General features: G+C 46.5%; 20 protein-coding genes. 8 read left to right on the forward strand and 12 right to left on the reverse strand.

Annotation, left to right across the window (positions count from 1 at the left end):
• Nucleotides 1–34: 34 nt before the first annotated feature.
• Nucleotides 35–889, reverse strand: a complete 855-nt coding sequence (gene fghA / locus QT994_RS13160) for an S-formylglutathione hydrolase (RefSeq protein ID WP_333175126.1) — start codon at nucleotides 887–889, stop codon at nucleotides 35–37.
• Nucleotides 890–1,085: 196 nt separating this feature from the next.
• On the reverse strand, nucleotides 1,086–2,195 hold the full coding sequence (locus QT994_RS13165) for an S-(hydroxymethyl)glutathione dehydrogenase/class III alcohol dehydrogenase (protein ID WP_333175128.1): 1,110 nt from the start codon (nucleotides 2,193–2,195) through the stop codon (nucleotides 1,086–1,088).
• A 78-nt stretch (nucleotides 2,196–2,273) separates the two neighbouring features.
• Between QT994_RS13165 and QT994_RS13170 the strand changes: the two genes are divergently transcribed.
• The 3 genes from QT994_RS13170 to sppA all read left to right on the forward strand — a co-directional run bounded on the left by QT994_RS13170 (nucleotide 2,274) and on the right by sppA (nucleotide 6,226).
• The gene (locus QT994_RS13170; protein WP_333175131.1) at nucleotides 2,274–2,957 is read left to right on the forward strand and encodes an SDR family NAD(P)-dependent oxidoreductase; all 684 of its coding nucleotides are present in this window, start codon (nucleotides 2,274–2,276) and stop codon (nucleotides 2,955–2,957) included.
• A gap of 142 nt (nucleotides 2,958–3,099) precedes the next feature.
• Nucleotides 3,100–4,149, forward strand: a complete 1,050-nt coding sequence (gene fni / locus QT994_RS13175) for a type 2 isopentenyl-diphosphate Delta-isomerase (protein WP_333175134.1) — start codon at nucleotides 3,100–3,102, stop codon at nucleotides 4,147–4,149.
• 256 nt (nucleotides 4,150–4,405) lie between these two features.
• On the forward strand, nucleotides 4,406–6,226 hold the full coding sequence (gene sppA, locus QT994_RS13180) for a signal peptide peptidase SppA (protein ID WP_333175136.1): 1,821 nt from the start codon (nucleotides 4,406–4,408) through the stop codon (nucleotides 6,224–6,226).
• 231 nt (nucleotides 6,227–6,457) lie between these two features.
• Here sppA and QT994_RS13185 read toward each other — a convergent pair whose 3' ends face one another.
• Nucleotides 6,458–6,727, reverse strand: a complete 270-nt coding sequence (locus QT994_RS13185) for a GlsB/YeaQ/YmgE family stress response membrane protein (RefSeq protein ID WP_333045473.1) — start codon at nucleotides 6,725–6,727, stop codon at nucleotides 6,458–6,460.
• Nucleotides 6,728–7,027: 300 nt separating this feature from the next.
• Between QT994_RS13185 and QT994_RS13190 the strand changes: the two genes are divergently transcribed.
• Nucleotides 7,028–8,215 carry a tetratricopeptide repeat protein gene (locus tag QT994_RS13190; RefSeq protein ID WP_333175138.1) on the forward strand — a complete coding sequence of 396 codons (1,188 nt, stop codon included), beginning with the start codon at nucleotides 7,028–7,030 and terminating at the stop codon, nucleotides 8,213–8,215.
• A 124-nt stretch (nucleotides 8,216–8,339) separates the two neighbouring features.
• On the opposite strand, the gene QT994_RS13195 is transcribed toward QT994_RS13190, so the two are convergent.
• A complete protein-coding gene (locus QT994_RS13195) occupies nucleotides 8,340–9,050 on the reverse strand; it encodes a carbonic anhydrase (RefSeq protein ID WP_333175141.1) in 711 nt (236 codons plus the stop codon).
• 234 nt (nucleotides 9,051–9,284) lie between these two features.
• Between QT994_RS13195 and QT994_RS13200 the strand changes: the two genes are divergently transcribed.
• Nucleotides 9,285–10,100: an MOSC N-terminal beta barrel domain-containing protein gene (locus tag QT994_RS13200; protein ID WP_333175144.1), complete on the forward strand. Its 816-nt coding sequence runs from the start codon at nucleotides 9,285–9,287 to the stop codon at nucleotides 10,098–10,100.
• Nucleotides 10,101–10,119: 19 nt separating this feature from the next.
• Here the strand turns inward: QT994_RS13200 and ylqF are convergent, their stop codons facing one another.
• Nucleotides 10,120–10,974: a ribosome biogenesis GTPase YlqF gene (gene ylqF, locus QT994_RS13205; protein ID WP_333175147.1), complete on the reverse strand. Its 855-nt coding sequence runs from the start codon at nucleotides 10,972–10,974 to the stop codon at nucleotides 10,120–10,122.
• A 329-nt stretch (nucleotides 10,975–11,303) separates the two neighbouring features.
• On the reverse strand, nucleotides 11,304–11,717 hold the full coding sequence (locus tag QT994_RS13210) for a universal stress protein (RefSeq protein WP_333045478.1): 414 nt from the start codon (nucleotides 11,715–11,717) through the stop codon (nucleotides 11,304–11,306).
• Nucleotides 11,718–11,900: 183 nt separating this feature from the next.
• Here QT994_RS13210 and QT994_RS13215 point away from each other — a divergent pair, with 183 nt between their 5' ends.
• Nucleotides 11,901–13,100 carry a phosphoglycerate kinase gene (locus QT994_RS13215; RefSeq protein WP_333175149.1) on the forward strand — a complete coding sequence of 400 codons (1,200 nt, stop codon included), beginning with the start codon at nucleotides 11,901–11,903 and terminating at the stop codon, nucleotides 13,098–13,100.
• 191 nt (nucleotides 13,101–13,291) lie between these two features.
• On the forward strand, nucleotides 13,292–14,008 hold the full coding sequence (locus tag QT994_RS13220; RefSeq protein WP_333175152.1) for a pentapeptide repeat-containing protein: 717 nt from the start codon (nucleotides 13,292–13,294) through the stop codon (nucleotides 14,006–14,008).
• 222 nt (nucleotides 14,009–14,230) lie between these two features.
• Here the strand turns inward: QT994_RS13220 and QT994_RS13225 are convergent, their stop codons facing one another.
• The 4 genes from QT994_RS13225 to QT994_RS13240 form a co-directional block, all read right to left on the reverse strand.
• On the reverse strand, nucleotides 14,231–14,896 hold the full coding sequence (locus QT994_RS13225; RefSeq protein ID WP_333175154.1) for a response regulator: 666 nt from the start codon (nucleotides 14,894–14,896) through the stop codon (nucleotides 14,231–14,233).
• Between the two features lie 313 nt (nucleotides 14,897–15,209).
• Nucleotides 15,210–16,556, reverse strand: a complete 1,347-nt coding sequence (locus QT994_RS13230) for an EAL domain-containing response regulator (RefSeq protein ID WP_333045483.1) — start codon at nucleotides 16,554–16,556, stop codon at nucleotides 15,210–15,212.
• A 570-nt stretch (nucleotides 16,557–17,126) separates the two neighbouring features.
• Nucleotides 17,127–17,396, reverse strand: a complete 270-nt coding sequence (locus tag QT994_RS13235; protein ID WP_333175157.1) for a hypothetical protein — start codon at nucleotides 17,394–17,396, stop codon at nucleotides 17,127–17,129.
• Nucleotides 17,397–17,476: 80 nt separating this feature from the next.
• Nucleotides 17,477–19,384 (reverse strand): serine/threonine-protein kinase, encoded by a 1,908-nt coding sequence (locus QT994_RS13240; RefSeq protein WP_333175160.1) that lies wholly within the window; start codon nucleotides 19,382–19,384, stop codon nucleotides 17,477–17,479.
• Nucleotides 19,385–19,686: 302 nt separating this feature from the next.
• Here QT994_RS13240 and QT994_RS13245 point away from each other — a divergent pair, with 302 nt between their 5' ends.
• A complete protein-coding gene (locus QT994_RS13245) occupies nucleotides 19,687–21,216 on the forward strand; it encodes a phenylacetate--CoA ligase family protein (protein ID WP_333175162.1) in 1,530 nt (509 codons plus the stop codon).
• Nucleotides 21,217–21,243: 27 nt separating this feature from the next.
• On the opposite strand, the gene QT994_RS13250 is transcribed toward QT994_RS13245, so the two are convergent.
• A complete protein-coding gene (locus tag QT994_RS13250; protein WP_333175165.1) occupies nucleotides 21,244–21,981 on the reverse strand; it encodes a Uma2 family endonuclease in 738 nt (245 codons plus the stop codon).
• 153 nt (nucleotides 21,982–22,134) lie between these two features.
• The gene (locus tag QT994_RS13255; RefSeq protein WP_333175167.1) at nucleotides 22,135–23,229 is read right to left on the reverse strand and encodes a Rho termination factor (modular protein); all 1,095 of its coding nucleotides are present in this window, start codon (nucleotides 23,227–23,229) and stop codon (nucleotides 22,135–22,137) included.
• Nucleotides 23,230–23,678 lie beyond the last annotated feature (449 nt).

Genomic DNA, 23,678 nt, shown 5'->3' on the forward strand with positions numbered 1-23,678 from the left:
CCTAACAGGGATCTGGCCTGCTTCCTGCTAGGAACTAGCCGCACAAAACAGCCGCGTGATGGCGAATGTGATCCTCCATAAAACTAGCTATAAAATAATAGCTATGGTCGTAACCTTCCTGCATCCTTAAAGTTAGCGGCTGTCCCGCTTTTGCACAAGCCTCCGCGAACAGTTCCGGCAACAACTGCCCGTCAGCAAGAAACGAATCAGCAGTGCCGCAGTCAATCAGAATCGGACGGTTGTATTGCGCCTGAAGCACCAATTCGCTAGCATCCCAAGCCCCCCAAATCTCTTTGTCGCTGCCGAGGTAGTTTGCAAAAGCTTTTTGTCCCCAAGGGCAGCGCATTGGCGCGGAAATAGGCGCAAAAGCTGAAACTGAAAGATAGCGAGATCCATTTTTTAAAGCGCAAATTAAAGCCCCGTGTCCGCCCATCGAATGACCGAAAATTCCCTGTTTTTCCGGTATCGCTGGAAAATTTTCGGCTATTAAATTCGGCAATTCATCAACCACATAACTGTACATTCGATAGTGAGAATTCCAAGGTGCGGCTGTCGCATCCACATAAAAACCCGCACCACTTCCTAAATCCCAATCGTCATCTTCCCCAGGAATACCAGTATTGCGCGGGCTAGTGTCGGGCGCCACCAGCATTAACCCGTATTTTGCCGCAAATTGCTGGGCCCCCGCTTTTGCCATAAAGTTCTCTTCCGTGCAGGTTAAACCTGATAGAAAATATAGGACTGGTACGGGTTGAGATAAAGCTTGCGGGGGCTGATAAACACTGAATTTCATCTCGCTGTTGCAAGCAGAGGATTGATGGCTATAAAAGCCGAGTTTGCCACCGAAACTTTTATATTCTTTTTGCAGTTTTAGGGATTCTGATATCATATTAATTCTATTTCTTTTGTGAATGAGATTTTTTTATTAACCGCAGAGGGCGCAGAGGACGAAGAGGCAGAGAGAAGAGAGAAGTTATGTAGGGTGCAGCCGTGTACCTTACAGCTATAGGTAGCGCGTAAAACCACTTTTTTCGTAAGTCCTATCTTCCTTCTTCCCTCTTCCCTCTTCCTTCACCTTCAAAAACTCAAAAGGTCAAAACTGTGCGAATTACTTTGCCTTTGTGCATCAAATCAAAAGCTTCGTTAATTTGCTCGATCGGCATTACCCGAGATACCAAACTATCAATATCAATTTTACCGTCCATGTACCAATCAACAATCTTAGGAACATCTGTTCTGCCTTTTGCGCCCCCAAATGCCGTGCCTTTCCAAACTCTACCAGTTACTAATTGGAACGGGCGGGTGCTAATTTCTTGGCCGGCTCCGGCTACCCCGACAATTACGCTCACGCCCCAACCTTTGTGGCAGCATTCCAAAGCTTGGCGCATCACATTAATGTTGCCGATACATTCAAAACTATAATCAGCTCCGCCTTTGGTTAAATCTACTAAATAAGGCACTAAATCGCCTTCCACTTCGCGGGGATTGACGAAGTGAGTCATGCCGAATTTTTCTGCCATCTCTCGCTTGTCGGGATTCATGTCTACGCCGACAATCATGTTAGCTCCCACCAGGCGAGCCGCTTGAATTACATTCAAACCCACGCCACCCAAACCGAAAACTACCACATTAGAACCAGGCTCTACTTTCGCCGTATTAATGACAGCGCCGATGCCAGTTGTTACGCCGCAACCGATCAAACAAACTTTATCAAAAGGAGCATCTTCGCGAATTTTTGCTACTGCAATTTCTGGCAATACTGTATAATTAGCGAAGGTAGAAGTTCCCATGTAATGATAAAGTTTCTGCCCGTCTAGGGAAAACCTACTCGTGCCGTCAGGCATCACTCCCTGGCCTTGAGTCACGCGAATTGCTTGACAGAGATTCGTTTTGCCACTCAAACAATATTCGCAATTGCGACATTCGGGAGTGTAGAGAGGAATTACCCGATCGCCCACTTTGACACTTGTTACTCCCGGCCCAACTTCTGCGACAATCCCGGCTCCCTCGTGGCCTAAGATAGCAGGAAATAAACCTTCAGGATCGGCGCCGGAAAGAGTGTAAGCGTCAGTGTGACAAACACCCGTGGCTTTAATTTCCACCAACACCTCTCCAGCCCTCGGCCCATCTAGATCAACCGTTTCAATGCTCAAAGGTTTGCCGGCACTGCGAGCAACTGCTGCTTTTACTTTCATGCTTTCTCCCTGCGATCGATTTGTCAATTGACCCGTCAAGATGTATTGTATTACTTAATGTCTAAATTAAGCAAATCTATGACCAAATTAATTGTAATTACTGGAGTTAGTCGCGGTCTTGGTCTGGCCATGACCGAAAAGTTTATTGAGTTGGGGCATACAGTTGTGGGATGCGCCCGTTCTTCCGAAGCGGTGGAAAAACTCAACCAAAAATATAGTGCGCCCCACCATTTTACTTGTTTGGATGTCGCCAACGACGAGCAAGTAAAAGTTTGGGCAACAGAAATGCTGGCAAATTACTCGCCGCCAGATTTGCTGATTAATAACGCAGCTTTAGCCAACAATCTCGCGCCTCTGTGGAAGGTTAGTAACGAAGAATTTTCCCAGCTAATTGATGTTAATATTAAAGGTACAGCTAATGTAATTCGCCACTTTGTCCCGGCAATGATTGCTCGAAAAAGCGGCATAATTGTCAACTTTAGTTCTCTTTGGGGAAGGTCAACTTCGCCGGAAGTCGCGCCCTATTGCGCTTCTAAATGGGCAATAGAAGGACTTACGCGATCGCTCGCTCAAGAATTGCCCGCAGGTATGGCAGCAGTTCCTTTGAATCCGGGGATAATTCACACAGATATGCTGGACATTTGTTTCGGCGAAGATGCGGCAAATTACACATCAGCCAAAGCCTGGGTGCAAAAAGCAGTTCCTTTTTTACTAAAATTGAAACCTTCAGATAACGGCGTGCCGGTGAGTGTTCCTGGATAATATAGCAACCCTTGCAAGAAGATTGGCAAACATCTCTCTTCTCTGCGCCCTCTGCGCCCTCTGCGGTTAATAAAAAAAAATCTCAAAAATGAAATAAAATTTCTATATTCCCAAATCAAAACTCTTTCCCCAAATAGCAACTGTGAACTTGCCGCTAACCTCCCCCTCGCAAACCGAAACTCGCAAAGCAGACCACCTGCGGATTTGCCTCGAAGAAGACGTACAATTTCGCGAAACTACCAGCGGTCTCGAACGCTACCGTTTTGAACACTGCTGTTTGCCAGAACTCGATCGCACCGAAATCGATTTAACCTCCACATTTCTCGGCAAAAAACTAGCCGTTCCCCTGCTAATTTCCTCAATGACCGGCGGCACACAATTAGCCCAGACAATCAATTATCGCCTCGCCGATGTCGCTCAAGAATACAAACTCGCAATGGGTGTCGGTTCCCAACGAATCGTCGTAGAAAATCCTCAACTAGCTCCTACATTTGCCGTCCGTCGCCGCGCTCCCGATATTCTACTGTTGGCCAATATCGGAGCGGTTCAATTAAACTACAATTACGGTTTGGAAGAGTGTCAAAAAATTGTTGATATTTTAGAAGCAGACGCACTAATTTTGCACCTCAATCCGCTGCAAGAGTGCGTTCAAACCGAAGGCGATACTAACTTTAAAGGACTGCTAGATAAAATTGCCAAATTGTGCGATAAATTACCAGTACCAGTTATTGCTAAAGAAGTCGGCAACGGTATTTCAGGAAAAATGGCAAAGAAATTGCTCGCAGCGGGGGTAGGTGCGATCGACATTGCCGGAGCAGGAGGCACTTCTTGGGCGAAAATAGAAGGAGAGCGAGCTAAAGATGGCAAGCAGCGCAGGTTGGGCGCAACCTTTGCCGACTGGGGAATACCAACAGCCGAGTGCATTGTCAGCACCCGCGCCGCAGCCCCGGATCTTCCCCTGATTGCCTCGGGAGGCTTGCAGAATGGATTGGATGCAGCGAAGGCGATCGCCCTTGGCGCAGATATTGCGGGACTGGCGCGGCCGTTTCTGCAAGCTGCCGCGGAATCGGAATCAGCCGCAGCCCTCCTAGCTGAGGCTTTAATTGCAGAAATCGCCACCGTGATGTTCTGTACGGGCTGCGGTAACTTGGATGAGCTAAAACATTCTGGGGTTTTGGAAAGGTTAAGATAAAAGTGAGTCAGCAGTCAAAAGTCATTAGTCAACAGTCATTAGTCATTAACTAATAACTAACGACAGCGGGTAACTGCTAGATCCTACTTGCTGGAATGACCAATAATATCGTTTCCGCTGGCATCGGAATAATATTTTTCCGAGTGCAATGCCAGCGGGACGCTCACCTGCGTATCATTCCACTCTCACCAGATGTGCTCTAACTAATGACTAATGACTATTGACTATTGACTAATAACTAATTACCAATTATCTAATGAAAGATTTCCTAAAATATACCTGTGCAAGTTTACTGGGAACCTTCCTCGGACTGCTGCTGCTGGGCAGCATCGGATTGGGGGGACTGGTACTGCTAATTTCTCTGGCGGCATCGTCGTCTAAAGATTCAGGTCCGCAAGTTAAAGATAAGTCTGTATTGGTATTAGACCTTTCTTTAAATATCACCGACAGCAAACCGAGCCGTAGCACTGGCGCGGCGATTGAAGAAGTGCTTTCGGAAGATTCCGGCGATACAGTGACGCTGCGGACTGTTTTAGACTCGATCGAATATGCTAAAAAAGACCCGAAAATTGTTGGCATTTATCTCGAAGGCAGCTCGGATTCGAGCAGCAGCGGGTTTGCCAATCTCAAAGAAGTTCGATCGGCATTGCAGCGTTTCCGAGATGCCAAAAAACCCATTTTTGCTTACCAGATGGACTGGAATGAGCGAGATTATTACCTCGGTTCCGTTGCTAATACAATTGCAGTCAATCCTTACGGCGCTTTGGAAATCAACGGTTTTAGCAGTCAGGCAATGTTTTTCACTGGTGCTTTGGAAAAATACGGCCTGGGAGTGCAAGTGACTCGCGTCGGCAAATACAAGTCAGCCGTTGAGCCGTTTTTGCTCAAAAAAATGAGTCCCGAAAATCGCCAGCAAACTCAAAAGTTGCTCGGAGATATGTGGGGAGAATACCTGAAAACTGTCGCCCCGAGTCGCAAAGTGACTGTTCCGCAACTGCAAGCGCTTGCAGATAATGGCGGAAATTTGATGGCTGACGAAGCTCTCAAAAGCAAGTTAGTTGATAAAGTTGTATACTTTGACGAAATATCGACCGAACTTAAAAAACTCACAGGAATCGATGGCGAAAACAAATCTTTCAAGCAAATTAGTTTGAAAAACTACGCAAAAATTGCTGAGAATAAAAGCTCAACTCGCGGTAACAAGAAAAACCAAGTTGCTATACTTTACGCAGAAGGAGAGATTGTAGACGGCGAAGGCGGCCCGACTCAAGTAGGAGGCGATCGCATTGCTAAAGAAATGCGGAAAATCCGAGAAGATAACGACGTAAAAGCAGTGGTTTTGCGCGTCAACAGTCCCGGAGGCAGCGCGACGGCGGCCGAAGTCATTGGACGCGAAGTTATGCTGACGGGAAAAAAGAAACCAGTTATCGTTTCGATGGGCAATTTAGCAGCTTCCGGCGGCTATTGGATTTCGATGGGTTCCAGCAAAATCTTTGCCGAACCCAATACGATTACCGGTTCTATCGGCGTTTTTGGAATGCTGTTCAACGGCGAAAAGTTGGCTGCTAACAACGGCCTGACTTGGGACGTTGTGAAAACCGCCCGCTTTGCGGATACTAACACGGTTTCCCGTCCGAAAAATCCTCAAGAATTGGCGAATATTCAGAGGGTAGTGGATCACATTTACGATCGATTTATTACTAAAGTCGCCGACTCCCGCAAACTGTCGAAAAACAAGGTACAAGAAATTGCTCAAGGCAGGGTGTGGTCTGGTACGGCTGCGAAACAGTTGGGTTTAGTCGATGAAATTGGCGGGCTTGAAGATGCTGTGAGAGAGGCGGCGAAGCAAGCTAAACTCGGCGATGATTGGAAGTTGGAAGAATATCCAAAACGCCGCAGTTTGGAGGAGCGAATTTTGGAAAAAATTTCAGGCGTTCACGTTTTGAAACCAGCCGCCAAACTCGACCCGCTAACGGCGGAATTTAAGAAAATGCAAGATGAATTGGCTGTGATCAAGTCGATGAACGACCCCCAGGGGATTTATGTTCGCTTGCCTTTCAATTTGCGGATTGATTAATTAATTGATACCCAATCCGGGATTTTTACCCCTTTATTCTTCAGTCCCCTCTGTTCAGACGAAAGTTTGACTATTGAGCGGTTTCAAAGGCCGAGTCTGATCGGGGTTTTTAACCCGGATTTGGTAAAAGTAGGGTGACGCACCTACAAACAAGTGAAAAACCCGGTTTCTTTAAGAAACCGGGTTTATGAATACCCTAAAAGTCTATCGACTGGGAATTGGCAAGATTTGTTATGCAGCACGCTGAGTTAACAATCCCCAGATGAAAAGTAGAACGATCGCACCTATAACGGCAAAAGCTATGCTGGGTAGAGTCAATGCTCCGAAGGATGCTCCCCCGCTCGTCCCCAGTAAGACTTGACCTAGATAACCTCCCACTAACGCGCCCAAAATTCCTAAGCCTGTTGTGGCCAGAAAACCGCCACCTTGACTTCCCGGATAAATGGCTTTGGCGATGGCACCGGCAATCAGTCCTAAAACGATCCAAGCAATAATTCCCATTTCTCTTTCTCCTGAATACTTAAACTTTTCTCGTCCCTTGTCTTATGTTTTTAGAATAACAAGTGCTATCGAGCCTTTACCTCTACCGTAGGGAGGAACCGAAGGTGGTAGGATTTCTCATCAATCGTCCCAGTTTGAGGCTTTTTAATATCTCAAAAGAGTTAACCCACTTTTTCGAGCGAAGAAAGGTACTTATGCTCAAAGCAAAAGGGAAATAGGAAAATCTTTTCTGGGACTTTTTGTGTTTGGGTGGCTAAAAAAATTACAATATTTCTGTGAAATGAGGAAAGTTTGCGCCCGATGGATCTGACTCTGTGCATGATTGTGAAGAATGAAGAGGCAACACTGTCGCGGACTTTGGACAGCGTTAAGGGTGTTGTTGACGAAATAGTCGTGGTGGATACGGGATCGGGCGATCGCACCCGTGAAATTGCCCGAGAATCCGGGGCGAGGGTTTATGACTTTGAATGGTGCGACGACTTCGCAGCGGCGCGCAACGAGTGTCTGAAGCACGCCCAGGGCGACTGGATTTTGGTCTTGGATGCCGATGAGGTTTTGGTACCGGAGATTGTACCTCAAATTAAGCAGGCAATTGGGAGCGATCGGCTGCTGCTAATCAATCTCATCCGCCAAGAAATCGGTGCCTCTCAATCTCCCTATTCCCTAGTGTCGCGCTTGTTTCGCAATCGCCTCGATATTCGCTTTTCCCGCCCTTACCACGCCATGGTAGACGACAGCGTGGCTGAGATTTTGCACAGGGAACCAAAATGGAAAATAGCTTCTCTCCCCGATGTGGCGATTTTGCACTCTGGTTATCAAAAAGATGCGATCGCAGCAAAAGGTAAATTCCAAAAAGCTCAAGCTGCGATGGAACGCTATATCGCTTATTATCCAGACGATGCTTATGCTTGTAGCAAATTAGGCGCTTTGTATGTAGAAACCGGCCAACTGGCGCGGGGAATTAATTTATTAACCAAAGGCTTGACTGCTGCTGCAATTGATGATTCTATTCTTTACGAATTAAACTATCATTTGGGAATTGCTTATCGCCAGCAGCAGCAGTTTGCCAAAGCAAAAGAACACTATCAAGCCGCAATTAATACAAATGTGTTCCCGCCCCTCAAGTTGGGTGCTTACAATAATTTGGGCAATTTGCTTAAAGATGAAGGAGATTTGAAATCTGCTGAAAAAGCTTACAAAGCAGCTTTAAAAATTGACCCCTCTTTTGCAGCAGGTCACTACAATTTAGGGCTGACGCTGAAGGCAGCCGGAAATTTAGCAGATGCGATCGCCTATTATCGACAAGCGATAAAAATCGATCCCGAACACGCCGAAGCTCATCAAAACTTGGCAGTAGCCTTGCTCAAAATTGGCAAAATGCCAGAAAGTTTAGCAGAATTTAAAAGAGCGATCGCCCTTCACGAACAGCGCCGCCCATTTGAGGCAGAACGCCTGCGCCGGGGACTGCAAGAAATGGGTTTGATGTAACTGAGATTATGGCTTTTATGGGCGGGCAGGATGCCCACCCCACAATCCAATTCTCGGATTGTGGAACAGGCCGGAAAGCCTGTTCATTAAAAATATTCAAAGATATGAGATGCAACCAGCAAAATCAAGCAATTATCTCTACTTTGCCACTATCCAAATCGTAGCGGCCGCCAACAACTTTAAGTTTGCCCGCTGTGACTGCTTCAGCTAAAATAGGCGACGAGGATTGTAACTTATTTACATTCATTTTCACATTAGCTCTGACTGCGTTATCCCACGCATTGCCTGTTTGACCTTTGGTCGAATCAACTGCGGGTTGAATCGCCGCCACCAAAGTGCTAATGTGACCCGGCACAGCTTTGGCATCTAAAGCTGCTTTAACAGCACCGCAGCGTTCGTGACCCAGAATTACTAATAGCGGCACGCCTAATTCTAAGGCGGCATATTCTATATTCCCGAGAACCACATCGTCGAGAAAATTGCCAGCTACTCGGATATCAAATAAATCCCCTAATCCTTGGTCGAAAATAATTTCGGGAGCAACCCGCGAATCAGAACAAGCCAGGATGGTTGCAAACGGATGTTGACCCTGTGCTACCTCTACAATTCGCGATCGGGCTTGGTCGGGAAATGTCCGTTTTTGCTGAATGTATCGTTGATTTCCCTCCATCAATTTCTGAAGAGCACCGTCGGGAGTAATGTCAGAGATTTCCTGTGCATTTGCGGCTTGGGCTTGTAAAAGCGCAGGTGCAAAGCTTGCCGCCAGCATCCCTGCACCAGCCCTCAACATTAAATTGCGTCGCGAAATCATGCCTTTTTTTCCGCTTTCAGTCATTGCTTATAACTCGGTTCAATTTGTTCTATTTTATAGCATAATATCTACCACAAGCTCAGTCAGACTTCTTTGATTTTTACTTACAAGATACTCTGGTCAAATGTAAACTTCAAAAAAGTTGCCCCTTTTTATTTCATTCATATTTTATTTCGTAAAGTCAACAGCAGTCATCCTTCTACCCGCAGGGGATGCTACAATGTATCTAAAACGACAATTATTTATCAATGGCTCGAAATGTCTTACGTCGCCAGCATTCATATCTATCCGCTCAAGTCCCTTGACGGCATAGCTGTCAGTCAAGCAACTATTCTAGCCAGCGGATCTCTAGAAGGCGATCGCTCTTTTGCAATTTGCGATGCAGCAGGAGAATTGGTTAACACTAAGCACAACAGCGGAGTCCGTTTTCTACGCTTATCCTTTGACATCAAAAAGAGAATTGCCGGTCTGAAAATTCAAGACACCGAACAAGAATTTTTTTTTCATGTAGATAGAGAACGCCCAGGAGTAGAATGTTGGTTGAGCAACTACTTCGGTTTCCCCGTCAAGTTAATTGAAAACTTGCTGACTGGTTTTCCCGAGGATACCACTGCACCAGGGCCAAGCATTATCAGTACCGCAACAATTGCCGAAGTTGCATCTTGGTTTCCCAGAGTTTGCGTTAGCGAGATGCGCCATCACTTGCGAGCTAATATTGAAATAGGAGATGTCCCGGCTTTTTGGGAAGATGAACTTTTTCCCCAAGCTGATGAAGTTGTGAGGTTTAAAATAGGGACTGTAATATTTGAAGGTATTAATCCGGGTCATGCCTGTCTTCTATCTACACCAAATTATGCACTGATAGAAGCTTATCCAAATTTTAAAAAGATACTAGCAGCCAAGCACAACGAAATCATGCCTAACTTGGTAAAAAAAAGGCATTTAAATTACTTTAGTCGGCTGATAGTTAACACCAGAGTGCCACCTCAATCAGCCGAAAAAATAGTACACATAGGAGACGAAGTTCAAATTCTCACCGTCAGCAAATCCCTATTTAATACCATTCCTGATTAGTTCTATGGCACGAGTCTTATCAAGCCGGCGGCAACTCCAAAGAAAGCTGACCCAACACACCCGTTCTAAAATCGTTTAACATCTGCCGCGCCGTTCGTTCGACATCTCCTTTATACTTTTCTTTTGCGACCTCGTGCAAATAATCTTCACCATTACTAGAGGCTGCATCTAATTTATACCTGGATTTGAAACCAGATAGTGATATCAAAGTCTCATCAGCCGCCTCCAGTCCTAGGAGCAAATCTACCATAGCTGCAGCTACTACCTGATTGTCGTAAGCTGCTTCGCCAATATCTTCGCAAATAGCTAATTTTATGGCATTTTCTTGATTGTTAATTCGGGTTGGGATCACTCCGGGCGCGTCTAATAATTCAATTTCGTCAGAAATGCGAATCCATCGGAGCGATTTAGTTACTCCAGCTCTGCGAGCACTATCTACCACTCTCCGCCCTAACAGCCGATTAATTAAAGCAGATTTTCCGACATTGGGAAATCCCATTACCACTGCGCGGACTGGACGGGGCAGCATACCTCGATCGAACCTTCTTTTATTTAGCTGCACCCCAGCATTCTGCACTGCATCCGCCACAGCGTCTACTCCGTGGCCGTGCTCGGCATTGGTAAAATACGCCGTTTCCCCCTGCGCCTCCAGCCATGTTTCCCACGCCTCGCGCGATCGAGGCGTAATCATATCCATGCGGTTAATGACCAAGACTCGCGGCTTGCCCCCCACCCAGCTCGGCATTTGGGGGTGATAAGTAGCCAATGGAATGCGGGCATCTCGGACTTCGAGTATCACATCTACTCGCTTTAGCTGTTCTTTTAATGCCCGTTCCGCTTTGGCAATGTGACCGGGATACCAGTGAATTTTCATAATATGAAGGAAGAAGGAAGAAGGAAGAAGGAAGAAGGAAGAAGGATGAGTGTAAGGAAAGAGAGAATCACAAAGGAAGGAACTAGGGAAGCAATCAGGAAGTAAGGAATCAAGAAGTAAGGAGCGAAGAGGAAAGAGGGAAGAGGGAAAAGGGAAAATGAAAAAGGGAAAATGAAAAAGTAAGCTGTTAGGTATCTAACTTACACTGCTGAGATTAAGTAAAAAGAAAGAGTTTTCTTTATTGCTTCTTCCTTATTCCCTCTTCCGTCTTCCTCCTTTTTGCTTCTTCCTTATTCCCTCTTCCGTCTTCCTTCTTCCTTCTTCCTTCCTTAAGGCACAATCAAAACTGCACAAGGAGACAGATTGATCACCCGATTGGTAACGCTGTCAGACGCCCCATCATCGGTTAAACCCATCCCCCGACAGCCCATCACAATCAAATCGGCCCCAATTTCGTCAGCCACATCGCAAATCGTGAAAGCAGGTTTGCCTTCCCGTTCGATGATTTCAGCTTCAATTCCCTGCTGGGAAAACATCGATTGGGCCTCCGACAGAAGTTTGGCGACTGCTTCGGGGGAAGTCATCACCTCTCGGGCCGGGGCGTCGGCCTCCTCGGCTGGGGGCTCGACTACCGAGAGAATAACTAAGCGAGAAGCGTAGGTTTTCACGATATTGACCACCTTTTCGGCAGCTTCGCGGGCTTCTCGGCTTTGATCTACAGGAAATAAGACAGTCTTGAACATACTGCACATCTCCGGGACGCGGACTCCGATAAAATGTTTACGTTGAGCCAATCAGTGCCGTTTGTTTCATCTTCCGTTTTTTGTACGGACGCGGTTGAATGCGTCCGAGGCCCAAGTGCAAGTGACCAGTGCCGCCATTTCAACGGAATTCGACAAAAACACACATATTAGGAGGTTAATCCTGTGACAAAAAAAACTGTAGCAAATTTATCGGCATCGGACTTATCGGGCAAACGGGTATTGGTGCGGGCGGACTTTAACGTGCCGCTCGACAACGGCAATATCACCGATGATACTCGCATCCGCGCGGCTCTGCCGACAATTCAAGATTTAGCGTCCAAGGGCGCTAAGGTGATTTTGTGCAGCCACTTCGGCCGTCCCAAGGGTGTGACGGAGAAGTTGCGCTTGACACCGGTTGCTACACGGCTGTCGGAATTGTTGGGTAAAGAAGTCAAAAAGACTGATGACTGCATCGGTGATGAAGTCGCTGCTACAGTCGCCGCGATGCAAGATGGCGATGTGCTGTTGCTAGAAAATGTGCGCTTCTACCCAGAGGAGGAGGCAAACGATCCAGAATTTGCTAAGAAGTTAGCTTCTGTGGCCGATTTGTATGTCAATGATGCTTTTGGTACTGCTCACCGGGCTCACGCTTCTACTGAGGGCGTTACTAAGTATCTGAGCCCTTCTGTGGCTGGGTTTTTGATGGAGAAGGAACTGCAATATCTCGGCAGTGCGATCGACAATCCTCAGCGTCCTTTAGCTGCTATTATCGGCGGTTCTAAGGTTTCCAGCAAGATTGGAGTCATTGAAAAACTGCTCGAAAAGTGCGACAAACTGCTGTTGGGCGGTGGCATGGTTTTCACGTTCTACAAAGCTCGCGGCTTGAACGTGGGCAAGTCTTTGGTGGAAGATGACAAGCTGGAATTGGCGAAGTCTTTGGAAGCTAAAGCGAAGGAACGGGGAGTTACTTTTCTGTTACCTACTGATGTGGTAGTTGCTGACAAGTTTGCTGCTGATGCTAATACTCAAACTGTCCCTGTTGAAAGCATCCCCGACGGTTGGATGGGTTTGGATATTGGCCCAGATTCAGTGAAAACTTTCCAAGATGCTTTGGCCGATTGCAAAACGGTAATCTGGAACGGGCCTATGGGCGTGTTTGAGATGGAGAAGTTTGCTGTAGGAACTGAAGGAATTGCCCATTCTTTGGCGGGGATTACTAAAACCGGTACTACCACAATTATCGGTGGTGGTGACTCGGTGGCGGCTGTGGAACAGTTGAATTTAGGCGAACAAATGAGCCACATTTCCACTGGTGGCGGTGCTAGTTTGGAGCTGCTAGAAGGTAAGGAATTGCCTGGTGTTGCTGCTTTGGATGAAGCTTAATTAAGTTAAGTAGGGCGGGCTTTGCCCGCCTTGCTGGAAGCTGGTCTAAATCCTTAGCTGCGAATCATTTTTTTGGAGATTTACCGCAGAGGGCGCCGAGAACGCAGAGCAAGATAAAAGAGAGAAAGATATCGGTTTAAAGTCTACAGTTTCCTAGTATAATTTGTTTGAAGTAGCAGTGAGGTTTGTTTGTGAAACTTAAACTCTTGGCAACTGTAACGGCAAGTTTAGCTTTGTTTGGGCTGGCCGCTCCCGTTAAAGCTCAAAATCCAGATCAGGTTAGACAATTGCTGGAAACTAAGGAGTGCGAGGGCTGTGACTTGAGAAATGCTGATTTGTTCAAGGCTAGCTTGTACAGAGCTAATTTAAGAGGAGCGGATTTAAGCGGAGCAAATCTCTATGAAGCTAATTTGTTAGAAGCGGATTTAAGTGATGCTAATTTGAGCAATGCTAACTTAGTTAATGCCGAGATGTACGGTGCTGAATTGAATGGTGCTAATCTGCGAAATGCGGATTTGTCTAATGCTTTTTTGGGGCGAGCGAATCTGACGAGTGCGGATTTGCGCGGTGCTAAACTTTTTAATGCGAATCTGGGCGAAGCTTATCTGCTGCAAGCTAATTTGTCGAATGCCGATTTGAGGCGTTCGCTGTTGTTTAGAGTTAATTTGAATCGTGCGAATTTAAGCGGAGCGGATATGTCTTTCGCGGATGTGCGCGATAGTAATTTGCAGAATGCTATTTTGTCAAATACTAGGCTTCCTAGAGCTCAATTGACCGGGACAAATATCGATGCGGCGAATAACGTGCGGCAGGGTGATTTGGAACGTGCCAACTTCCGGGGTACGAATTTGGGGCCAGGGGTTTGTGTGATAACTAATTATCCTTATTGTGTTTTGAATGTGGAATAATCTGCTGGCTGAGTGCGTCAGCCTCCATTTTTTTTGCAGCTACGGGAGTTTTTGCTCCCGCCCAAAAACGGATACAAGTTCCCCACTTAAGTCGTGGAAAGATCAAAATTTTAGAGTAAAGTTCCAGCTCCCAGATGAATCTGTGGAATAAATCTAAAATCTAAAATCTAAAATCTAAAATCTAAAATCCACTGGCTGGCGCACCCTAAGTTGAGAGCCGAGCTAAGTTTGAGGTGGTTTGTATCCTCTTTCTAGGGCAAATCTCACAAGCTGGGCACGATTTTCTAACTGTAGTTTGCTGAAAATGCTGCCTAAATGAGCTTGCACAGTCCGGGGGCTAATAAACAGCCGATCGCTAATTTGTTTGTTAGTATAACCCTGGATAACCTCCCAAAAAACTCTTTCCTCGGCTGGAGTTAAAGGCAAAGGTGCAGGTGCGGGCAATAATGCCACAAATGTTGGTTCCACCGCCCTACCGCTAGCAGTTTGCAGCAGTCGGACAATCTCGGCGTGAATGCGGTGAGAGCGCTCTAACTGCCCCTTTACCTTAGCTAAGATTTCTTCCGATTGAAAAGGTTTTACCAGATAATCGTCAGCGCCGATCGAATGACCTTCAACTTTTGACTCAATCTCCCCTTGACCCGACAAAAATATAAAGGGGACTAACTGTCCCAAACGGGTAGTTCGCAAACGGCGACAAAACTCAAACCCGTCCATTTCCGGCATCATGACATCTGAAATTACCAAATCTGGGGGGGCCTTTTCAAAAATCGAGAGCGCCTCAACCCCTGAATTAGCGCATTCAACCCGATATCCTTGACTTTCCAAGTACATTGCTAAGACTGTTTGACAGTCTGCTTCGTCGTCAACTACTAATATTCTTTCCATGACAGGCTTGCACCAATTCGAGTTGGACAGTTCTTGAAACTGCCAGTTCCAAAGTAGGAACTTAAATGAGTTTACCTCCTGCAACTTGATAAAGGCTCGCAATTTGAAGACGCTACACTTTCTCAAATAGTCCAATTAGGGGCGCCTAGCGCATAAAAGGGGAAGCAGTAGAGCAATATGGGGAACAATATCCTTCTTTGATTCGCATATCATCAAAAGCTACAACTTTTTATGAGGAAGCGTCAACTTTTATGCAGACAATAGAAGGTAAAAGAAAGAATTTAATCCTCTAAAACAGAAAGCTGGGTGACACTTACACTATTCCTAGACCCGACATTGAAAGGTTTTTAGATTTTTCGGGTTCGGAAACAGGTACAAAAGGGACAACGCGAGCAGGTCCTACTACTGGCGGCTGCGCGCACAAACCAGGGTCGGCAACCAACATACTTTCAATTATCGCTGCTGGTTCGGGGCGACTGAACAGATACCCCTGCATGATATCGCACTGATGTTGTTTCAAAAAATCTAGTTCTGCTTGTGTTTCCACTCCCTCAGCAATTACGGTCATATTCAAACTGTGACCCAGTAAAATTACTGCTGTAGTAATAGCAGCATTTTGAGTATCTTCGTTGGCATTACGGACGAAAATTCGATCGATCTTTAAACTGTCAAAAGCAAATTGCTTAAGATATCCTAAAGTAGCGTAACCGGTGCCGAAGTCGTCAATAGCAATCCGAATTCCTAAAGCTTTTAGTTGGTTTAAAGTAGCGCCTGCTACAGTCGCATTTTCCACCAAAGCGCTTTCGGTCATTTCTAATTCTAAATTAGCAGGGTCTAAGCCTGTAGTTTCCAATATTTGCACGATTCGCGCCTTGAGTTCCGGGTCTGACAACTGTCGCGCAGACAAATTTACTGATATTGTAAAGGGCGAAAACCCTGCAGCCAGCCAACTCGCGGCTTGAGCGCAAGCTGAAAGCAGTACCCACTCGCCAATCTGAATAATTAAACCTGTTTCTTCTGCTAAGGGAATAAATTCGACGGGAGAAATTATACCTCGATCAGGATTTTGCCAGCGCACTAAAGCTTCGGCGCCGATAACTTGGCCGGTCGCAATATTCACTTGTGGCTGATAATATACCTGAAACTCACCTTGTGCCAAAGCGTGGCGCAGCAAAGCTTCAAGAGCAAACTTTTCAGGAGAGACGGTCGTAACCTTGGTCGAGTCATTAACTAAATCTTTGAGTCTGGCTTCTGCTTGGTGAAGCGCGACTGTCAGCGGTTGAGTAATAGTTTGCCGTTTCAAGACGCGAGAAGCAATGGCTCCCAGCAATTCAGCTTTGGTAAACGGCTTTGTCAAGTAATCGTCTGCCCCCAATTCCATCCCCCGACGAAAATCGGTTTTGTCACTTTGAGCCGTGAGGAAAATAAATGGAATTGTTGCAGCTAGGGAGTTTTGCCGCAGAGTCCGCAACACGTCATAACCGTCGAGTTCCGGCATCTGCACATCGCACAAAATTAAATCAGGTATCTCCGAAAGTGCCATCTGCACCCCAGCTCGACCGTTTTCAGCCGCAATGACCCGGTAGCTGTGAGATTCCAGGAGTTGCAGAAGAGTTTCCCGGATTAATTCGTCGTCTTCAATCACCAAAATTTTGAGCATGATACTTAGATAACAGATGGCACTATATATCTGAACCTGACTAACTCTAGCATACTCAAACTAACGAATTACTGAGTCGGCCAATTAGCCAATAAACGATTAGCCAAATGGCTGAATATTTTCCCTCGGTTCTTAAGTCACCATAAAAGCACTGGGAAAATAAGGAAGAGTTTGATCTCTTTCAAGAGCATAAAACTTCGGCGCCCGACTTGTTTGATGAATTTTCATTACAAAATAGCCGATATTTCTCATTAAAAAAATTGCCGCCCACACTTTCACAGCGCCGATGGCGGAAATTACTCAGGCTATCACTTATATGAGGTCCGGTTAATTATTCATAATAAGTCCGTGTTTGTACTGACAACTAGAGTTTTCTATCAATGAATGAATCAGGACGCAGTGTCCTGATTCATCCAAAAAAGGATACTTGCTTTCAGACAACAGTCGTGGAGAGATAAAAATTTTAGATTAAGGTTGAAGCTGCCAGATTCATCTGTGAAGTAAATCTCAAATCGACTAACGGAGAACTTAAGTATGGTTCTCTAACCGGAAATCATATTATGCACGGCCTTAATTCACAGGCTTAGGGGAATTCGCGCAAAACTTTTCATCTACAATTGCAGAATTGATACTGACAGCCTGCATGGATGATGACGGAATTATCAGGTCTTGCGGAACTACTAGGGTCTTTTTACAAACCAGCTCGCTACTGCCTACAGAGGCAAAGTTCCAAGCATAAAATTCGGGAGTGCTGACTGTCGCATTGGCCGGATGTAAACCTAGTGCAGTCACTAATACTAATCCAAAAGTCACTAAAGCTACGATCGCGAATCTCAGCATATTCTTTGTTTGAACCCGACAACTTGTCTGATTGGTATTACCTTATTATTGCCTGGGTGGATAGAGAGCGTCAATAGCAGTTATTCCGCCGTCAGGTTCAACTCGTAAGCGATCGGCTCAGATGCTTGAGAAACAACCACGAATTCATAATAACCAGCATCATCCAGCAATCCAGACCAACTAAGTCCCTCTGCATCTTCCAGCAAAGCTCGCGCGCCCTTTGTCCGCCCCGGAGTATAAATTGACAGTAGAGTAGATTTGCGCGGTGCTTGTAAATTCACGCGCAAAGTTTGATTTTGAGCGAACCTGGCAATGTAAGCTTTCCCTTCCCCGGGTTTGAGATTCCCTGTGAGGCTTTTGCTGTTCGATCGGCGGTCAAATTCAACGCTTTCGACAGTTGCTCCAGCTTGTAAGGCTTCGAGTGCGTCGGCGGTAATTGCTTGCCAAATTTGTCCGATCGGCAAACCAATGATATTGCGATCGCGCGGCTGTTCTGGAAACCAATAAAAGAACTTAGCATCAGCCAAATCGTACAAAGCCCGACTGCTCAAATTCAGCTTGTTAACCTCAGTTTTCCAGCGATCGATATCAGTGGTGTCGTAAGTGCCCAACCGCGCTCTAGCGTCGCTGCTGAGATTTTCCAGCTTATCGAGCAACTCGTCGCCGATTTTCTGCCACCTTTCGCGCCATTGGCGATCGTCATCGCCTTCTTTTAACAGCCGTCCGCCCAATTCCGGGTATTTGGCATAGAAAGTCTCGTCCACAAGGTTGACATAACCGCTATAGAATCGATCGTCAATTTTGAGCTTGACAAAGCGATCTTGCAAAGCATCTTCTTGTTGCTGCTTCGGGTTTGAAGGCTGGGGAACTTTCTGCACTTTTGATTGCAGATTTAACAAAGAATTGCCCGCAAACCAGCCAACTCCACCCATAGTTGATAGCACCGCCACCACAAACAAAACCATTTTCCAAGCAGGCATTTTTTGCTGATTGCCAATAGCAGCAATTCGCACCGGAGTTCCCGGCAGTTTTGGCGTGGGAGCGGGCACGGGTATAGGCGAGAAATCCGGCGGTGGCTGCGTGATCCCAAAATCCGGGGCTGGTGGCAAAGGTGGCTGTAAAGGCGGATTGCCGGAGAGAGCGAGCATTACCTCGCGAGCCGAGGAGTAACGCTGGCTCGGCTGTTGAGCAAGCATTTTATCCAGCACCAGGGACAAATTCGGAGACAGAGAACATTCCGCCCGCCACTTCCAATTCAGGGTATGGCTGTCGAGCAATTGATGCGGTTCCTTCCCCGTCAGCAACACCAAAACCGTGGCCGCCAGAGCGTACAAATCGCTGTGGGGAGAGACGATACCCATCTGCATCTGTTCGACGGGAGCGTAGCCGAGCTTGCCGATGCGAGTCGCGGGGGCGGGAGTGCCGTTAGCCTCAGCGAAAAGAGACTCTACGGTGGCGGCGACTTGTTTTACTCCCCCAAAGTCGATTAGCACTGGCATCCCGTCAGAACTCCGCAGAATCAGGTTGTCCGGGGAGATGTCGCGGTGAATCACTCCCAAAGAGTGAATGTATTCGAGCACGGGCAAAATCTGGATGAGCAGTTGATTGATTTCTGCCTCTATGAACCGCAAACCCTGACGCTTGCGGGCGTCTAGCAAAAAGCGGTAAGTTTGACCGGGCACGTAGTCTTGGACGAGAAATAGGTAGCCTCGATCGCTGATACTGACGCGGAAGAGTTCGCGGAAGCGCGGGATTTGATTGTGTTGCAGCTTGTAGAGCACTCCTGCTTCCCGCTCGAACAGTTCCTCGGATTTTTGTAAAGCGTAACTTCCATGTACTTGGGGCGCAAATTCTTTTAAAACGCAGGGTTCGTTAAATCGGTGGGCATCTTCAGCGAGGTAGGTGCGCCCGAAGCCTCCGTGTCCCAATTCGCGGACGATGCGGTAGTGGTTGTTGAGAGTTATGCCGGGGTAGATGGGATTGTTCATTGGAACTTGCTGCGTCGGATTTTCACGCTTGACTGAGACTGGGAGTTTTGGGCGATCGCTGAATTAATCTTGACATAGTGTGTCAGTGTTTATTTGTCGATCGGCAGCTTGGCTATCCCCTGTGGTTATTGTGAAAACAGCGGTTTCGTGCTATAGAAGTTTATCTCCTGCGCCATATTTTCGATCGACCTCAAAATGTGTTCAAATTTTTAGTGTCCAGCCCAATGTGCGATCGGGCGTTAGCGCTACTAATTGAATCTTGAGCGATCGAGGTGCAAAATACGCATTTTAAGGAGCAAATAATGCAGCCAGAACAGCGTCAGCGAGCAATGGGGGGGTTTGAAGAGTTTTTGAGGGCGCCGCTTGAGGAACGATTGCAACACCAGCAGAATCGAGTTGCCGAATCCAAGGCGATCGCGCTTTTTCAAAAAGTCGCGGCCACAGTACCAGCTTACCAGACTTTCCTAGCTGCACGTAACATCAATCCCGCCTCAATTCAAACCTTTGAAGACTTCCAAAAATTGCCGCTAATTACCAAAGAGAATTATTTACGCTGTCACCCCCTACCTCAGTTGTGCTACCACGGCAAATTAGAAACTTGCGATTTCATTGCTATTTCATCGGGTTCGACAGGAAACCCGACATTTTGGCCGCGTTTTATCAGCGACGAGTTGCAAATTGCAGCTCGTTTTGAACAAATATTTCACGACAGTTTTTACGCCGACAATCGCTCAACTTTAGCTGTCATTTGCTTTGCGTTGGGAACTTGGGTAGGCGGAATGTACACGGCAAATTGCTGTCGCTATCTAGCGAGTAAGGGTTATCCGGTTACAGTTGTGACGCCTGGGAATAATAAGACTGAAATATTTCGAGTTGTGCAGGAACTTGGGGAGCATTTCGAGCAAGTAGTTTTGTTGGGATATCCGCCGTTTATCAAAGATGTGATTGATAGCGGAATTGCTGGGGGTGTGGAGTGGCAAAAATACCGAATTAAGATGGTATTTGCGGGAGAAGTGTTTAGCGAAGAATGGCGGAGTTTGGTGAGCGATCGCACTAATTCTGACAATCTATATTACAACTCTGCCAGCCTTTACGGTACTGCGGATGCGGGGGTTTTGGGCAACGAGACACCGCTGAGCATTTGCATCCGTCGCTTTTTAGCAAACAATCCCGAAGCAGCACGCAATTTATTCGGGGAATCGCGGTTGCCAACGCTGGTGCAGTACGATCCGAAAAGCCGCTTTTTTGAAGTGAATAATGACGGCACGCTGTTATTTTCTGGCGACAACGGCATCCCGCTAATACGCTATCACATCTCCGATAACGGCGGTTTAATTTGTTACGAAGCTATGCTCAATTTTTTGGCAGAATGGGGATTTAACCCTGTGGCACGTTTGCAGCAAGCAGCAGGTATGAAAGTTTCTGATTTCCCCAGAGGAATTCGCTGCTTGCCTTTTGTCTACGTATTCGGGCGATCGCACTTTACCGTTTCCTACTTCGGTGCTAACATTTACCCGGAAAATGTCACCGTAGGTTTAGAAGTTCCCACCATTCGGGAATGGGTGACAGGAAAATTTGTGCTGCAAGTCAAGGAAGATGCGGATCAAAATCGGTTTTTATCGGTGGTTGTGGAATTAGCAGCGGGGGTGGAGGGCGACGAGGAGATGAAGCAGGCGATCGCATCTTCAATTCTCGCGCAATTGCGGCGGCTAAACAGCGAATTTGCTAATTACGTTCCGCCCGAATATCAGTTACCTGTGGTGACATTAACTGCGACGGGCGATGCGGAGTATTTTCCGATTGGGGTGAAGCACCGATACACGCGGCAGTAAACCGTGTTTTTGTGAGTAGGGGCTGCACTAAACTGTATCGGGATCAATATTTAATTCTCGCAGTTTCGCGGCCAGGCGATCGGCTCGTTGAGCTTCTTGTCCGGCTCGTTGAGCTTCTTGTCCGGCTCGTTGAGTCTCGGTTTCTGCAACCTCTTGAGGAGTAGGGACAAGCTCTCCCTCTGCTGTAAAGAAACGCAATTTTCCGCCACAAATTCCCAGACTCAAATCGAGTTGTTGACTCCGCAGATGCCCGAATTCGTTCGGTGCGATTGCTTCATATTCCCCGTCAACTAAATGAAACCCAGCTAATTCTAAAGTTTCTGGGTCAAACCAAAAGTAGTCGTGAGTGCGAAAAGTATCTTGATAGAGTTGTTTCTTAAAGTTTTTGTCTATATCCGCTGTTTTGGGAGACAGGATTTCAACGATGATATTGGGGTACTTTCCGTCTTCTTCCCAAACTACCCAGCTTTTCCGAGTTTTTCGTTCTGTTCCGAGTACCACAAAAAAGTCTGGGCCTCGGAAGTCTTTCGATTTGAGTTGCTTGGGACTGTAATAAATGGTGAGGTTTCCAGCAGCATAGAAATTGTTCCTATCTCGCCACAGCCATTCTAGACAGTTGAAGAGTAGGATTATTTGTCGGAGATGCAGTTCTGTTTCCACGGGAGGTTCGTCACTGTATAAATCGCCTGAAGGAAAGATAACATTTTCTGGTATCTCTTGTTCCGGTATCTCTTGGGTAGTAGCTAATTCTGCGGTTGCGGACATGGCTGCTGGGTGAGGAGTAAGAGGTTGTGTGTCTATTTTAGCAAGCTTTTCATATCTCTGGCGAGAACTATTCTGAAAGCCCGATCGCGCTTTTTGCCGAAAAACGCGATCGAAGACCGAATAATTAGTCTTTAACTATTCGCAACTATCGTTTTATTGACCGTCAGTTTGTCTGAGAGCCACCAGAATTTCCGGTCGTTTCATGCGCGCGTAGCCCCGCACTTTCTTGTCTTTGCCGATCGCCTTCAACCGTCTCAGCGAAAGACTTTCGTAGTCTTCCTCTGGGGACGGGGACGGAAACGGCAACTCTAACTGCAACTGCGGTAGCTGAGGTTTCTGCTGTGCTTTCGACTGCTTCTTCGGCTGCGTTTTTGACTGCTTCTTCGGCGGTGCCTCGGGCTGTATTTCTGAGTGCGTCGCTGCGGCTCCAAGTTGGTGGCGGAGCGTTTCGATTTGATTTTTCAGGTCATTTTCTACGTCTTCAATGGCGTCGGAGACAAACTGATTAATGGTTTGGACTGTGCGCTCTAATTTTGTTGACAGTAGTTTTTCCAGTTCATCCAACTGTCTCAAAGCACCTTCAAGATTTACCTCAGAAATAACACCCGATGTTGGCGGACGGTTGATGCTCGATTGTTCAATTTTTTTAGCCATTTTATCTACCTTTTCATGAAATGCTTTTTCCACTTGTTCTAGCAAATGCTTAATCTGTTCTATTTGGTTACGCTCAAAGTTTTGCTCAGTTAGAGCTTTTACTTGCTTTTTTAGCAGTTCTTCATTTTTTTTAACAGATTGTTCTATTTGTTTTGTTAAACTATCTACCTTTTTTTGAAATGATAGCTCAAATTCTTGCAGTAGAGTCTCAATTTGTGCCGATTTCTGAGTCGGTTGCGGAGCTAAATGTTCCATTTCTGCTTGAGCAACAGCTACCTCCTCGTCGGTCATTTCAAATACCCACGCCCACATTTGCTCGATGCCGAGTTCTTTAGCAACAATACACCAATCCGAGCCGCAGACTACTTCATATTCTTCTTCGTTGCTGTAAGCTTCAGTGGGGCGTACAATTAAAGGAATCAAGTTGCTGCCTTGCTCGATCAGACTTCTCCTAAGAGCTTCGCGGCGTTCGCGAGGAATTTCGCCCCGATGAGACTCGGGTATGGCAATTTGAGAAGTGTAAATCTGAGTGTGACTAATGGGCTTAATCCGCAAATATTCAACTATTCGGTTTTGATCGGACGATCGATCCATCTTGTTACAAGTCCCCTTTTGTCATTAAAATCTGTTGTGTAGATATTTGTGTATATTTGCACTTTACAGCCTCAGTTTTAAGTGATGCAGGACTAACCCAAGAACTCTAATTGTCGGGTGGGCCACTAGCACTTTGCCCAAACTGCGATCGAACTCGGTGATCTGGGGGAGATATGGCGTTGCTGCTGTACCTGTGCCGCTGGTTGTGCGGTGACAGCCCGATCGGCAAAAGTTACTGCAATTCCTAAAAAAGTGACTGTGATGAGTTTAACTGCCTGCGGGACACCAAGGATACACTGCTTTACTCATCTTTACTTTTTTTGGCATCAGGGCGATCGGGCTGGCGTTGCGAGTTGCGATCGCAATTTCGATTTATACGAAAGCCAGCTTTAATATCCCCTTTATTCTTTAGTCTCAAGCGAGAGGGACGGAAGTTCGTGTAGGATGGG

It is taken from the genome of Microcoleus sp. S13_B4 (assembly GCF_036700885.1).
Classification (GTDB): domain Bacteria; phylum Cyanobacteriota; class Cyanobacteriia; order Cyanobacteriales; family Microcoleaceae; genus Microcoleus.

Bases quoted from the DNA above. Each gene is read 5' to 3' on its own strand.
- fghA (WP_333175126.1), bottom strand. From the start codon at position 889: ATGATATCAGAATCCCTAAAACTGCAAAAAGAATATAAAAGTTTCGGT.
- QT994_RS13165 (WP_333175128.1), bottom strand. From the start codon at position 2,195: ATGAAAGTAAAAGCAGCAGTTGCTCGCAGTGCCGGCAAACCTTTGAGC.
- QT994_RS13170 (WP_333175131.1), top strand. From the start codon at position 2,274: ATGACCAAATTAATTGTAATTACTGGAGTTAGTCGCGGTCTTGGTCTG.
- sppA (WP_333175136.1), top strand. From the start codon at position 4,406: ATGAAAGATTTCCTAAAATATACCTGTGCAAGTTTACTGGGAACCTTC.
- QT994_RS13185 (WP_333045473.1), bottom strand. From the start codon at position 6,727: ATGGGAATTATTGCTTGGATCGTTTTAGGACTGATTGCCGGTGCCATC.
- QT994_RS13190 (WP_333175138.1), top strand. From the start codon at position 7,028: ATGGATCTGACTCTGTGCATGATTGTGAAGAATGAAGAGGCAACACTG.
- QT994_RS13195 (WP_333175141.1), bottom strand. From the start codon at position 9,050: ATGACTGAAAGCGGAAAAAAAGGCATGATTTCGCGACGCAATTTAATG.
- QT994_RS13200 (WP_333175144.1), top strand. From the start codon at position 9,285: ATGTCTTACGTCGCCAGCATTCATATCTATCCGCTCAAGTCCCTTGAC.
- ylqF (WP_333175147.1), bottom strand. From the start codon at position 10,974: ATGAAAATTCACTGGTATCCCGGTCACATTGCCAAAGCGGAACGGGCA.
- QT994_RS13210 (WP_333045478.1), bottom strand. From the start codon at position 11,717: ATGTTCAAGACTGTCTTATTTCCTGTAGATCAAAGCCGAGAAGCCCGC.
- QT994_RS13225 (WP_333175154.1), bottom strand. From the start codon at position 14,896: ATGGAAAGAATATTAGTAGTTGACGACGAAGCAGACTGTCAAACAGTC.
- QT994_RS13230 (WP_333045483.1), bottom strand. From the start codon at position 16,556: ATGCTCAAAATTTTGGTGATTGAAGACGACGAATTAATCCGGGAAACT.
- QT994_RS13235 (WP_333175157.1), bottom strand. From the start codon at position 17,396: ATGCTGAGATTCGCGATCGTAGCTTTAGTGACTTTTGGATTAGTATTA.
- QT994_RS13240 (WP_333175160.1), bottom strand. From the start codon at position 19,384: ATGAACAATCCCATCTACCCCGGCATAACTCTCAACAACCACTACCGC.
- QT994_RS13245 (WP_333175162.1), top strand. From the start codon at position 19,687: ATGCAGCCAGAACAGCGTCAGCGAGCAATGGGGGGGTTTGAAGAGTTT.
- QT994_RS13250 (WP_333175165.1), bottom strand. From the start codon at position 21,981: ATGTCCGCAACCGCAGAATTAGCTACTACCCAAGAGATACCGGAACAA.
- QT994_RS13255 (WP_333175167.1), bottom strand. From the start codon at position 23,229: ATGGATCGATCGTCCGATCAAAACCGAATAGTTGAATATTTGCGGATT.